Genomic DNA, 12442 nt, shown 5'->3' with positions numbered 1-12442 from the left:
CTAGGGCAGCCGGCTTGGGCGCAGGAGGCTGGGCTCCCCGGCCCCGCCCGGATCCAAAGGCACCGGGCTGATCAGCCCGGCCGGGCCCCTGTGCAGGAGTCCGCTGGACAGGGCCCGGCACCGGATCCCGCCCCGTCCGCGCATGGCAGGGTGCGCCCCGGGTGCCAGCATTTCGTTCATCCACGCACACGGCTGGGCGTGCCGGCCGCCGTGGAACCGCACCACCGAGCCACCCGATTCGAGTGCGAAGTCCTGCCCCAGCAGCGGCGCCAACTGGGCGCCCCGCAGCACCACGTTGCGGCGGGTGAGCAGGGGATCGAACGGCGCGGCACCCAGGTCCGCGGCAATGGCTTCCAGTGACTCGACGGCGAACAGGGTGACGGCGGCGTCCATGTGGGCGGCTTTGCCGAAGAACCGGTCCCCGACGATGCCCTTGCCGGCCACCACCTCCACCTGCTCCGCGTCCGTGGTGGGGACGTCGGCGGCGCCGTCCCGGCCTCGGCCGAAATAGGCGTGTGCGGGGGAGACCAGCAGGTGCAGGATGTCGACGTCGTACCGGAACTTTTCGGGCATACGGCCAGCGTAGGCCAGCCCGACATTGAAATCCTGCCGTCGGATGGCAGGATCAGGAACCATGGAGACCTCAGCTGCCGGGCGTGCCGGCGCGCCGCCCACGAAACGGACGGCCCTCTACTGGGTGTCGGCGGCATGCTCCGCCGCGTTGATGGGGGTTGCGCTGTGGATGCTCGCGGGGAACCCGGCCGTCCTGCACGGCCACCCGCTGCTCCCGGGCCTCCTCCTGGCCGCGGCTGCCGCCGGTTCAGTATGGGCAGTCCTGCTCTGGCGCCGCCGCGATATCCCCCGGCCGCGCTCCGCTGTCCGGGCCGTGGGAGCATGGGCCGGCAGGGCGGCCGTCCTGGCATTCGCCGCCGCGCTCGCCTGGCTCAACCCCTTTACGTATGAGCAGGGTCCGACGGCGGAGGCTGGGCCCAGGTCGGACCTCACCGTCACCGAGTCCACCACCGCCATCACCATGTCACCCGACGGAGGCACCACCACCAAGGGACTGGTCTTCTACCCCGGGGCGCGGGTGGATGCCCGGGCCTACCAGGACATCCTGGCGCCTGCCGTCGGCGCCGGGTACCGGGTGGTCATCCTGAAGGAACCCCTGGGGCTCAGCCTCCTGGACGGAAACCAGGCCCGCGCTGCCATCACGGACAACCCGGATATCACCACGTGGACGGTGGGCGGCCACTCCCTGGGCGGGGTGTCCGCGTCGTCATTCGCCCTGAAGAACGCCGACGTCACGGGCCTGGTGCTGTACGCCTCCTACCCGGTGGAATCACTGCGCGGTCGGGGCGGTCTCTCCGTCCTGTCCGTCTCCGGCACCCAGGACGGACTCAGCACGCCGGACAAGATCGAAGCCTCGCGGGAACTCCTGCCCCCGGACACGGAATTCGCCGCCGTCCAGGGAGGCGTGCACGCGTTCTTCGGCGACTACGGCGTTCAGCCCGGCGATGGCGAACCCGGCATCAGCCGCTCGGCCGCCCAGCAGCAGATCGCGGCAGCCATGGTCAGCTTCCTGGGCCGCCTCTAAGGCCCAGGAGGATCACCGCCCGACGTACGTTGCCAGGTGCTGCCCCGTGAGCGTCGAACGCGCGGCCACCAGCTCGGCCGGCGTACCCTCGAAAACGATCCTGCCGCCGTCGTGTCCTGCTCCCGGGCCAATGTCGATGATCCAGTCACCGTGCGCCATCACCGCCTGGTGATGCTCGATGACGATGACCGACTTGCCGGCGTCCACCAGCCGGTCCAGCAGGCCCAGCAACTGCTCCACGTCGGCCAGGTGCAGGCCTACGGTGGGCTCATCGAGAATGTAGACGTCGCCGGCTTCCCCCATCTGGGTGGCCAGCTTGAGGCGTTGCCGCTCGCCGCCGGACAGGGTGGTCAGCGGCTGGCCCAGGGTGATGTAGCCCAGGCCAACGTCCGCCAGGCGTTCCAGGACTTTGTGCGCCGCGGGTGTCTTTGCCTCCCCGTCCGCAAAGTACGCCAGGGCCGCGTCCACGGACAGATCCAGGACGTCCGCGATGTTCATGCCGCCGAGCGTATATTCAAGGACGGCCGGCTGGAAGCGGCGGCCCTCGCAGTCCTCGCAGGTGGACTCCACGGTTGCCATGACGCCGAGTTCGGTGAAGATCACCCCGGCACCGTTGCAGGTGGGGCAGGCACCCTCCGAGTTGGAGCTGAAGAGGGCAGGCTTGACGCCGTTGGCCTTCGCGAACGCCTTGCGGATCGGCTCCAGCAGACCGGTGTAGGTGGCGGGGTTGCTGCGGCGTGAGCCCTTGATGGCCCCTTGGTCGATGACGATCACGCCCTCGCGCTTAGCCAGCGAGCCGTGGATCAGTGAGCTCTTGCCGGACCCAGCCACCCCTGTCACCACGCACAGCACCCCGAGCGGGACATCGACGTCGACGTCCTGCAGGTTGTTAGTCGAGGCACCGCGCACCTCCAGCGCCCCGGACCGTTGCCGGAAGGAATCCTTCAGCCGGGCGCGGTCATCCAGGTGGCGGCCGGTGATGGTTTCGCTGGAACGGAGCCCGTCGACGTCTCCTTCGTAGACAATTTCGCCGCCGCCGGTCCCGGCGCCCGGGCCAAGGTCGACGACGTGGTCAGCGATGGCGATCATCTCGGGTTTGTGCTCCACCACCAGGACGGTGTTGCCTTTGTCCCGCAGCTGAAGCAGGAGGGTGTTCATGCGCTCGATGTCGTGGGGGTGCAGCCCGATGCTGGGCTCATCGAAGACATACGTGACGTCAGTCAGTGAGGAACCCAGGTGCCGGATCATCTTGGTCCGCTGCGCCTCACCGCCCGAGAGGGTCCCGGCAGGGCGGTCAAGGGAGAGGTAACCGAGTCCGATTTCCGCAAAGGAATCCAGCAGGCCCCGGAGCCCGTCGAGCAGCGGCCGGACCGAGGGCTCGTCCAGTGAGCGGATCCATTGGGCCAGGTCACTGATCTGCATCGTGCACAGGTCCGCGATGTTCCTGCCGTTGATCCTTGAGTTGAGCACCTCCGGCGTGAGCCGCGTTCCACCGCAGTCAGGGCAGGTGGCGAAGGTGACGGCCCGCTCCACGAACCGCTTCACGTGCGGCTGCATGGCCTCCACGTCCTTGGAGAGCATGGACTTCTGGATCTTGGGGATGATGCCCTCGAAGGTGAGGTTGACGCCCTCCACCTTGATTTTGGTGGGCTCGGCGTACAGCATCGTGTCCAGCTGCTTCTTGGTGAACTTGGCGATCGCCTTGTCCATCGGCAGGCCCATCCCCTCGAACAGGCGTCCGTACCAGCCGTCCATGGAGTAGCCCGGGACGGTGAGGGCGCCTTCGGACAGGGACTTGGACTCGTCGTAGAGGGCCGTCCGGTCGATGTCGCTGATGTTGCCCATGCCCTCGCAGCGCGGGCACATCCCGCCGAGGTAGGTCACCTGGCGGACCACGTTCTTCTCCACCCGGCCGCCCTTTTCGGTGCTCATGATGCCGCTGGCCTTGCGGGTGGGCACATTAAAGGAGAAGGCGGTGGGCGGGCCGACGTAGGGTTTCCCGAGCCGGCTGAACAGGATCCGCAGCATTGCGTTGGCGTCGGTGGCGGTTCCCACGGTGGACCGGGGGTTGGCGCCCATGCGCTCCTGGTCCACGATGATCGCCGTGGTCAGTCCCTCCAACCGGTCCACATCGGGGCGGGCCAGGCTCGGCATGAAGCCCTGGACGAACGCGCTGTAGGTTTCGTTGATCATCCGCTGGGATTCGGCGGCGATGGTGGCGAACACCAGCGAGCTCTTGCCGGAGCCGGACACCCCGGTGAAGGCGGTGAGCCGCCGCTTGGGCAGGTCCAGGCTCACATCCTTGAGGTTGTTCTCCCGGGCGCCCTGCACGCGGATCAGGTCGTGGCTGTCGGCAATATGGACCCCGGCCTGTGCTGCCGGGCCGGTGCTGGTGTCCGTGCTCAAAATGTCCCCCTCATCATGGAGCGGCACCTGCCGGAGGCTGCCCTCGCAGCCTGGCGCCGGCGTCGTCCCTTATATACGTTGTTGTTTATATGCCTAGGGCCGCTGGTTGATGCGGACGGTGTTGCCGGCGGGATCGCGGAAGGCGCAGTCGCGGATGCCGTAGGGCTGGTCGATGGGTTCCTGGACCACGTCGGCCCCGGTGGCCTCCACCCTGGCGAAGGCGGCATCCACGTCCGGGGAGGACAGGACGATGGTGGCGTAAGTGCCCTTGGCCATCATCTCCGTGATGGTGCGCCGCTCGTCCTCGGTGATCCCGGGATCCACCGCCGGCGGGTGCAGGACGATGGAGACGTCCTTCTGGCCGGCGGGGCCCACGGTGATCCACCGCATGGTGCCCTTGCCTACGTCGTTGCGGATTTCGAAGCCCAGGGCGTCCCGGTAGAAGGCCACCGAGGCCTCCGGATCGGAGGCGGGGAGGAAAGTCGAGGAAATGTTGATGTCCATGCCAGTCATGCTAGTAACGCCGCCGCCGCGGACGCTTCTCTATTCCTGACCGGTCTGCTCACCTGCTTTTCCACGCACGCGGGAATCCCCGCCGTCGAATGTTCCGCCTCAGCTTTGTAGGCGCTGGGGGGCATGCCCACCAGTTCGCTGAAGCGGGTGCTGAAGGTGCCAAGCGAGGAACAGCCGACGGCGAAACACACCTCGGTGACACTGAGGTCGCCTTTGCGCAGCAGTGCCATGGCCCGTTCGATTCGGCGCGTCATGAGGTAGCTGTACGGGGATTCGCCATACGCCAACTTGAAGCGGCGGCTGAAATGGCCGGCGGACATATGCACGTCCCGGGCAAGGGATTCGACGTCGAGTGGCTGCGCGTATTCGCGGTCCATCCGGTCCTTGACGCGCCGCAGCTGGGTCAGTTCGCGCAGGTAGGGATCGGAGGCAGGACGGCTGGTCACAGCTCCGATGGTGCTACGCCACGGGGGTCTTGTCCAGACGTGGGGAGCGTCACGGTCCGGCGGTAAAAACCGTGACCGCACGCAGGATATGATTATGCCGCCGGCCAGCATGAGGTCCTCGCCCGAACAGGGCTTGAGGAACCTGGCCCCGGCGAAAACCAACCCGTACCACCCTCTTAAGCCCTGCCCGCATTTCTGCGCCTGGGCACCCTTGAAAGGTCGCCATGGAACTGCTGTGGGAAATCGCCGGCTGGGCAGGCGCTGTTGCGATACTCAGTGCATATCTCGCGGTTTCCATGGGCTGGCTGAAGGCCGGCAAGGGCTTCCAGACCGCAAACCTGTTCGGCTCTGTGGCCTTCATTCTCAACGGCACCCTGCATCAGGCCTGGCCCTCCGTGGTCACCAATGTGGCCTGGTTCCTCATCTCGGCAGTGGCGCTTGTCCGCATGCGCTCGGAGGAGACGGCCGCCGAGCCTGCCGAAGCTGCGCATGTCCAGTACCCCGGCGTTCCTGATTCCACCGGCCAGTTGGCCGTCGTCGAGGCCCTGACCGAGGCCCTCCCGGTTGTTGGTTCCGCTCCCGTCCTGGCCGACGGGCCGCGCCTGGCCCTTTAGGGCGGCCGGCGGCGGTCCGGCGCGGGGAATCACTACCCCGGACGTCAGCCCAATCGGCTGCGCGGGACCTTCTCCGGGACTCCGCTGCGGCATGATTGGTCTATGTCTGAATTCACCGCCGCCCGGGCACATGATGCCGTGCTCCGCCATGTGGAGGAGAGCCTTCGCTCCGGGGCCCTCAAGCTCGGTGACAGGTTGCCCGGTGAACGTGCGCTCGCGGAACAGTTCGCCATTTCACGCGCCTCCGTGCGCAACGCCATCCGGGCGCTCGAAGTGATGGGCGTGGTCCGTTCGGCGACGGGCTCGGGGCCCAATTCAGGGACCATTGTGGTCTCGAACCCGTCATCGGCCCTCGGCGGAGCCCTGCGCATGCACGTCGCGAGCCATCAGCTCCCCCTCAAGGACATCGTCGAGGCCAGGACCATGACTGAGACGTGGGCCCTTGAGCATGCCGCAACCGCACCATGGACTCCTGAACAAATCGACGACGCACGCAGGCTGCTTGAGGCGATGGACGACGACGGCCTGCCCTCGCAGATATTCACCCTCCTGGACGCCCAATTCCACGTCGCCCTGAGCGCCTTGGCCGGCAACGTCGTCGTAAGCACCATGATGGAATCGATGCGCGAGGCGATCCGCGACTACATCAGCGACGCCGCTGTCAGGCAGGGGGCGTGGGAAGAGGTGGTGCACGTCCTTCGGGCCCACCACCACGGCATCTTCGACGCTGTCGAGGCCCGGGACGGGGTTCTGGCAGCGCGTCTGGTCCGTGAGCACATTGAATGGTTTTACGGGAAGGCCATCTGAGCCCGGATACGCGCCAGCCCCCTGGAGAGGAAGTCTCCAGGGGGCTGGGTTCCAGCAGTGCAGTGCGGGTCAGGCTACTTGTGCCGTCAACCCTGCCGCCTGGATGGCCTTGGATGCGGCCGTCTCATCGTTGTCCGAGGTGTCACCGCTGATCCCGACGGCTCCTTGGATGGTGCCCTCACTGCTGCGGACGAGTACTCCGCCGGGGACGGGGATGAGGCGTCCGCCGATGGCTGCGGCTGCGGCAGCGATGAAGTAGGCCTGCTGCTCAGCCCGTTCCATAAGCGCCCTCGAGCCCATGCCCAGGGCGAGTGCGCCGTACGCCTTGCCGTGGGCGATTTCGAAGCGGCTGTTGGAAGCGCCGTCTTGTCTCGCCGCGGCAATAACGTGCCCTCCGGGGTCGAGTACGACGACGGTCAGTGGCTTGAAGCCGTGCTGCTGTCCGGCGGCGAGGGCCTCGGCGATGATGGACTGGGCGGTGTCGAGGTTCAGGCTCATGATGCGCTCCTGGCGAGGTCGGTGGTGTGCTTCTGCGCTTCGCGGCGCCGGTGGAGGATTGGCTCGGTGTAGCCGGAGGGTTGTGCCGCTCCCTCCAGCACGAGTTCACGGGCCGCCAGGAACGCTTCGCTGCTGAAGGACGGGGCAAGCGGCAGGTAGTCCGGGTCGGTGGCATTTTGTGCGTCCACTACTTCGGCCATGCGCCGCAGTGAGTCCTCCACCTGCTGTTCAGTGATGACGCCGTGAAGGAGCCAGTTCGAAATGTGCTGTGAGCTGATCCGGCAGGTGGCGCGGTCCTCCATCAGCGCCGTGCCGTGGATGTCGGGGACCTTGGAGCAGCCGACGCCGGCGTTGACCCATCGAACGACATAGCCCAAGGTGCTCTGGATGTTGTTGTCCAGCTCGTTGCGCCGGGAGTCGGCGTCCCATTCAGCCGGATTTCCCACGGGAATGGTGAGCAGCTGCCGCAGCGTGGAGCGGCGTTCGTGACCGAGCTGCGCCTGCTGGGCATCCACGTCGACCTGGTGGTAGTGGATGGCGTGGAGGGTCGCAGCAGTGGGGGACGGGACCCACGCGCAGTCAGCCCCGGCAAGGGGGTGGGCGATCTTCTGCTCCAGCATGTCCGCCAGGTTGTCCGGCGCAGCCCACATGCCCTTGCCGATCTGCGCCCGGCCGGCGAAGCCGCACTCGAGCCCGATGTCGACGTTGGCGTCTTCGTAGGCTTTGATCCAGCTGGTGGAGCGCATGTCCGCCTTGCGGACCATCGGTCCGGCCAGCATCGATGTGTGGATCTCATCGCCGGTGCGGTCCAGGAAGCCTGTGTTGATGAACGCAACCCGGTCCCGGGCCTCCCAAATGCAGGCCTTGAGGTTGGCGGAAGTGCGGCGCTCTTCATCCATGATGCCGATCTTGAGCGTGAGCGGGTCCAGGCCCAGGACGGATTCCACCTGGGCGAGCAGGGCGCATGCAACGGCTACCTCATGGGGCCCGTGCATCTTGGGCTTGACGATATAGACCGACCCGGTCCGGGAATTGCTCCCCGCATGTGGTCCGCGAAGGTCGTGAACGGAGCCAAGGCCGGTGAAGAGCGCGTCGAGGATCTCCTCGGGCACTGGGTTGCCGTCCGCGTCGAGGACGGCGTCGCTGGTCATGAGGTGGCCGACCTGGCGGATCAGCAACAAGGAACGGCCGGGGAGGGTCAGTCCGGATCCGTCGGGAGCCGTATAGACGCGGTCGGGGTTGAGCCGCCGGACATGGGTCTTCCCGCCCTTTTCAACCTCAGCGGTGAGGGTTCCCTGCATGAGCTGGAGCCAGTTGCGGTAGCCTGCCACCTTGTCCTCGCCGTCCACTGCGGCCACCGAGTCCTCAAGGTCCATGATCGTCGTGACAGCCGACTCAAGGACGATGTCTTTCACGCCTGCGGCGTCACCCGCCCCGATGGGATGGCTCCGGTCGATCTGGATCTCAATGTGCAGCCCGTGGTGCACCAGCAGAACCGCGTCCGGCTCCAGCCCGGTCCCGTGGTAGCCGGCGAACTGGGAAGGTTCGGCCAGGCCCGTACTGCCATGGGCGTTCTCGGCGACCAGGATGCCATCGACGACGCGGTACGCGGTGACGTCTGCGTGCGACCCTTCCGCCAGAGGGGTGTTCTCATCGAGGAAGTGGCGGCCGCGGGCGACGACGGCAGCACCGCGGACCGGGTTGTAGGCGCCGGTGCGCTCGCGCCCTTCCGCCTCGTCGATGGCATCGGTGCCGTAAAGCGCGTCGTACAGGGAACCCCAGCGGGCGTTGGCCGCGTTCGCGGCGAAGCGTGCATTCAGCAGCGGCACGACCAGCTGAGGGCCCGAGACCGAGGCTATTTCAGGGTCCACGCGGGCGGTGGTGATTTTGAAGTCTTCCGGTTCGTCGACCAGGTAACCGATCGAGCGGAGGAAAGCCTCGTACGCGTCAGGGTCGACCGGACCGGGCTGGGCGCCGTGGAACTCATCAATTTGCTCCTGCAGCCGGTCCCGTGTTTCCAACAGTTCCCGAACCTGCGGGGAAAACTCCCCGATAAGGGCTGCCGCCCCTGCCCAAAAGGCCTCCGGTTCGATCCCGGTGCCGGGGAGTGCCTCATCCTGGACAAAGGAATAGAGTCCTCCCGCGACGCTGAGTCCATTTGTCTTCACGTGCGACGACATAATTTGTTGCTCCTCTTAAAGAGTTCGGTGTTAAGGAAATTTGTGTGGTGGGCGGGCGGGGGTGTTCTTGGCCGGTGCTCAGGGCACGCCATGTCAAATGGCTTTGCCGGGGTTGAGGATTCCCGCGGGATCAATGACGCCCTTGATGGCCTGCTGCAGGGACCGGGACGTTTCGCCGATCTCCTCGCCGACCCACTCCCGCTTCAACAGTCCTACGCCGTGTTCGCCGGTCAAGGTGCCGCCGAGGCGCTGGGCGAGGTGGAACATGTCCCCAAGCGCGGCCTTCGCGGGCCCCTCCGTGATTGATTCGTGGGGGTCGACGACGAGCATCGGGTGGAGGTTGCCGTCAGCTGCATGCGCAACGCTGAAAATCCGCACTCCCCTCTGGGCGGCAATGTCTTCGAGCCCGGTGAACGCCTCGGCAAGGCGGTTCCGGGGCACCGCGATGTCGCCGATCGATACGCGCCCAAGCTTTTCCAGGGCTGGGATCGCGTCCCGCCGTGCCTTGACCAGGGCTTCGGCCTCCACTGCATCTGCGGCCCGGTGGATCGAAGTTGCGTATGGGCTGATCGCCTGCACAATCTCGTCGAGTTCGAGGTGGGCACCGTAGCCGTCAGTCTGGGCAAGGAGGAAGGCTCCGCCGAGCTCGCGGTGCTTGGTGCCCTCAGCCAGGTCCACGGCCTCCAGAGTGGGCCCGTCCATCAGTTCCAGGATGGACGGCTGGATGCGGGCCGCAGTGATTGCGGAGGCGGCCCGGCCGGCTGCCTCGATGTCGGCAAAGTAGGCTGCCAGGGTCTCCGTGCGCACGGGTTTGGGGCGCAGGCGAAGCGTGGCTTCGACGACCACGCCCAAGGTTCCCTCGGAGCCGATGAAGAGGGCGTTCAGGTCATAGCCCGTGACGCCCTTGATGGTCTTCCTGCCGGTCCGAAGAATGCGTCCGTCTGCCAGCACAATAACCAGCCCCAGCACCGATTCCCGGGTGACGCCATACTTCGCGCACCACATACCTCCTGCGTTCGTGGCGATGTTTCCGCCGATCGAGCAGATCGCGGTGCTTGCGGGATCGGGGGCGTAGAAGAGCCCGTGCTGGGCTGCGGCAGCATTGACCTCCGCGTTGATTACCCCGGGTTCGACGATGGCAGTCATCTCCACGGGATCGATGGCAAGGATGCGGTTCATCCGCGAGACATCGAGCACGATCTCGCCTTCGTGTGCGCTGGCGCCGGCGGCGAGGCCGGTACCCGCTCCCCGCGGGACAACGGGGACGCCGTGGGCTTGGGCGAGGCGGAGGGCCTCGACGACGTCATCAACCCCCCGGGCGACGACCACTCCGTCGGGAAGCGTGGACGGGATATAGCCGGAACGGTCCGTGGCTGCGGCCTTGCGGGCATCGGCGTCCGTGGTGGCCTGTGGGTGTGCTCCCAGCACTGCCGCTGTCGGCGAGGAGGTGGGCGCGGCGGGGGAGGCGGTGTGAACGGTCATGATGGGACTTTCCGGATCGTTTTGGAGGGGAGCGGATGGGGCCGGACGGGTGCTCACGGCACCATCCATGCGAGGACGTTGGTCTGAAGCAGGACGAGGATGGTGAGGAGTGCCAGGAGGGCGACGCTCCAGCCCAGAAGCCTGCGGAACAGGGTGCTTTCGAGCCCGTCGATGCCCACAGCGGCCGCGGCTACGGCAAGATTTTGCAGGGAGAGCATCTTGCCCAGGACGCCAGCCGAAGAGTTGGTGGCCGCCATCAGTACCGGTGAAAGGCCGGCGTGCGACGCCGCGGTGACTTGGAGCTGGCCGAAAAGCGAGTTTGCGGAGGTGTCCGAGCCGGTAAGCGCCACGCCGATCCAACCCAGGATCGGGGAGATCAGGGCGAAGATCCCGCCCGTAGAGGCAAGGGCAACGCCGAGGGTTCCGGTCTCCCCCGAGAGGTTCATGACGAACGAAAGGGCCAGGACGGAGCATACGGTCAGGATCGTCCACCTGAGCATCGAAAGGGTCTTGACGTAGATCTTTACGCCCGCGCCGAAGCGGATCCGGTAGAGAACCAGGGTGATGAGGCCGGAAATAAGCAGCAGCGTTCCGGTGGCCTTGAGATGGTCGAAACGCATGGTCTGTGAGGAGACAGGCTTGCCATTGGATCCCACCACGTCGAGCCCCGGCCAGCTGAACGAGAAGCCGCCCGCAGCAGTCAGCCAGGACTTGACGGCCGGTATTTGGGAGAGGGAGAAGACGGCGATGATCACGAGGTAAGGCGCTATCGCCATCCAGATCTCACGGGGCGACGGGCGCACAGAAACACCCGGTTCCCCTGCTGGCCCCAGGCCGGCCTGACTGGGACGCGCCGCTTCGCCGGTCCTCCCGCCGTCGACCATTGTGGCACCTGCCCTGCGGCTGACTGAGGCGGTCCCCGTGGCCAGCGCAATGGATTCCGTTTCCCCGTCCACGGCCCCGGATTCGTCACCAGTCATCGTCTGGGCGGGCTTCCACACGCGCAGCAGCAGCAAGACGGCGGCGGTGGCGACAATGCCGGCGAGGACGTCCGTGAGTTCGACGGTAAAGAAGTTCGACGTAAGGAATTGGACGATGGCGAACACCACGCCTCCCACGACGGCGGCCGGCCACGTCTGGCGGACACCGCGCTTGCCATCGACGATGAACACCAGCAGCAGCGGGACAATGAGGGCCAGGAACGGCGTCTGGCGTCCGGCCATGGACGAAACGGTTGCCAGCGGGATGCCGGTGACGCCGCTCAGGGCGATGACGGGCGATCCCATGGCGCCGAAGGCAACGGGTGCGGTGTTGGCCAGAAGCGAAACCGCCGCGGATTTGAGGGGTTTCATCCCCGCCGCCATGAGCATGCCGGACGTGATTGCCACCGGGGCGCCGAAGCCGGCGAGGGCCTCAAGAAGGGCCCCGAAGCAGAACGCGATCAGGATGGTCAGGATCCGAAGGTCGGCGGAGACGGACCTGATCGTTGCACCGAGCACTCCGAACCAGCGCGTTTCCGTGGTCAGCCGGTAGACCCACAGGGCGTTGATCAGGATCCAGAGAATTGGGAAGAAACCATAGAACGCTCCTTCGGCGGTGGCGCTGAGGGCCTGGCCAACCGGCATCCTCCATACGACGACCGCCAGCAGGATGGACAAAGCCAGGCTGGCCACTGCCGCCTTCCAAGCTTTGGTCCGGAAGATTCCGAGGAGGATGAAGAGCAGGATCAGGGGGAGGGCCGCCAGCACCGCTGCAAGGGCGAGCGACCCCAGGGGGTCGACAATCTGTTGGAACGCTGTCACAAGAGACTCCTTTGTCTGCAACAAGAATGGAAGGGGGTTTCCACTTTCCGGAAAGCGTAATGGCACGATACTAGGCTGGGACCGACTCTCGGTCAAT

11 protein-coding genes are annotated in these 12442 nt (G+C 66.3%); 3 read left to right on the top strand and 8 right to left on the bottom strand.

The window, feature by feature from the left end:
• Nucleotides 1-573, bottom strand: a complete 573-nt coding sequence (locus AB0313_RS15900; RefSeq protein WP_366306739.1) for an MOSC domain-containing protein — start codon at nt 571-573, stop codon at nt 1-3.
• Between the two features lie 61 nt (nt 574-634).
• Here AB0313_RS15900 and AB0313_RS15895 point away from each other — a divergent pair, with 61 nt between their 5' ends.
• Nucleotides 635-1597, top strand: coding sequence for an alpha/beta hydrolase (locus AB0313_RS15895; protein WP_366306700.1), 963 nt, complete (start codon nt 635-637; stop codon nt 1595-1597).
• Nucleotides 1598-1609: 12 nt separating this feature from the next.
• On the opposite strand, the gene AB0313_RS15890 is transcribed toward AB0313_RS15895, so the two are convergent.
• The 3 genes from AB0313_RS15890 to AB0313_RS15880 form a co-directional block, all read right to left on the bottom strand.
• Nucleotides 1610-4003 carry an excinuclease ABC subunit UvrA gene (locus tag AB0313_RS15890; protein ID WP_366306698.1) on the bottom strand — a complete coding sequence of 798 codons (2394 nt, stop codon included), beginning with the start codon at nt 4001-4003 and terminating at the stop codon, nt 1610-1612.
• 93 nt (nt 4004-4096) lie between these two features.
• Entirely contained in the window at nt 4097-4516 is a 420-nt protein-coding gene (locus AB0313_RS15885) for a VOC family protein (RefSeq protein ID WP_141944679.1), read from the bottom strand.
• Complete coding sequence (locus AB0313_RS15880; RefSeq protein ID WP_366306696.1) at nt 4513-4962, bottom strand: helix-turn-helix transcriptional regulator; 450 nt, start codon at nt 4960-4962, stop codon at nt 4513-4515. The genes AB0313_RS15885 and AB0313_RS15880 overlap by 4 nt, the downstream gene beginning before the upstream one ends.
• A 224-nt stretch (nt 4963-5186) precedes the next feature.
• On the opposite strand from AB0313_RS15880, the gene AB0313_RS15875 reads away from it, so the two are divergent.
• Both AB0313_RS15875 and AB0313_RS15870 read left to right on the top strand, forming a co-directional pair.
• Nucleotides 5187-5576 (top strand): YgjV family protein, encoded by a 390-nt coding sequence (locus tag AB0313_RS15875; RefSeq protein ID WP_141944675.1) that lies wholly within the window; start codon nt 5187-5189, stop codon nt 5574-5576.
• A 102-nt stretch (nt 5577-5678) separates the two neighbouring features.
• The gene (locus tag AB0313_RS15870; RefSeq protein WP_141944673.1) at nt 5679-6383 is read left to right on the top strand and encodes an FCD domain-containing protein; all 705 of its coding nucleotides are present in this window, start codon (nt 5679-5681) and stop codon (nt 6381-6383) included.
• Nucleotides 6384-6452: 69 nt separating this feature from the next.
• Here AB0313_RS15870 and AB0313_RS15865 read toward each other — a convergent pair whose 3' ends face one another.
• From AB0313_RS15865 to AB0313_RS15850, 4 genes are all read right to left on the bottom strand, one after another.
• Nucleotides 6453-6881, bottom strand: a complete 429-nt coding sequence (locus tag AB0313_RS15865) for a heme-binding protein (RefSeq protein ID WP_141944671.1) — start codon at nt 6879-6881, stop codon at nt 6453-6455.
• Nucleotides 6878-9061, bottom strand: coding sequence for a malate synthase G (locus AB0313_RS15860; protein WP_307305208.1), 2184 nt, complete (start codon nt 9059-9061; stop codon nt 6878-6880). The genes AB0313_RS15865 and AB0313_RS15860 overlap by 4 nt, the downstream gene beginning before the upstream one ends.
• 93 nt (nt 9062-9154) lie before the next feature.
• The gene (locus tag AB0313_RS15855; RefSeq protein WP_366306693.1) at nt 9155-10600 is read right to left on the bottom strand and encodes an FAD-linked oxidase C-terminal domain-containing protein; all 1446 of its coding nucleotides are present in this window, start codon (nt 10598-10600) and stop codon (nt 9155-9157) included.
• On the bottom strand, nt 10597-12345 hold the full coding sequence (locus AB0313_RS15850; RefSeq protein ID WP_141944665.1) for an L-lactate permease: 1749 nt from the start codon (nt 12343-12345) through the stop codon (nt 10597-10599). Before AB0313_RS15850 ends, AB0313_RS15855 begins: the two co-directional genes overlap by 4 nt.
• Between the last annotated feature and the right edge of the window lie 97 nt (nt 12346-12442).

The organism is Pseudarthrobacter sp. NPDC080039, assembly GCF_040702335.1.
Taxonomy (GTDB): Bacteria; Actinomycetota; Actinomycetes; order Actinomycetales; family Micrococcaceae; genus Arthrobacter; species Arthrobacter enclensis_A.
This window is presented reverse-complemented; position numbering and strand designations above follow the sequence as displayed.

What these genes read in the sequence shown, in the direction of transcription:
- AB0313_RS15900 (WP_366306739.1), bottom strand. Translation starts at nt 573, where the DNA reads ATGCCCGAAAAGTTCCGGTACGACGTCGACATCCTGCACCTGCTGGTC.
- AB0313_RS15895 (WP_366306700.1), top strand. Translation starts at nt 635, where the DNA reads ATGGAGACCTCAGCTGCCGGGCGTGCCGGCGCGCCGCCCACGAAACGG.
- AB0313_RS15885 (WP_141944679.1), bottom strand. Translation starts at nt 4,516, where the DNA reads ATGACTGGCATGGACATCAACATTTCCTCGACTTTCCTCCCCGCCTCC.
- AB0313_RS15875 (WP_141944675.1), top strand. Translation starts at nt 5,187, where the DNA reads ATGGAACTGCTGTGGGAAATCGCCGGCTGGGCAGGCGCTGTTGCGATA.
- AB0313_RS15870 (WP_141944673.1), top strand. Translation starts at nt 5,679, where the DNA reads ATGTCTGAATTCACCGCCGCCCGGGCACATGATGCCGTGCTCCGCCAT.
- AB0313_RS15865 (WP_141944671.1), bottom strand. Translation starts at nt 6,881, where the DNA reads ATGAGCCTGAACCTCGACACCGCCCAGTCCATCATCGCCGAGGCCCTC.
- AB0313_RS15860 (WP_307305208.1), bottom strand. Translation starts at nt 9,061, where the DNA reads ATGTCGTCGCACGTGAAGACAAATGGACTCAGCGTCGCGGGAGGACTC.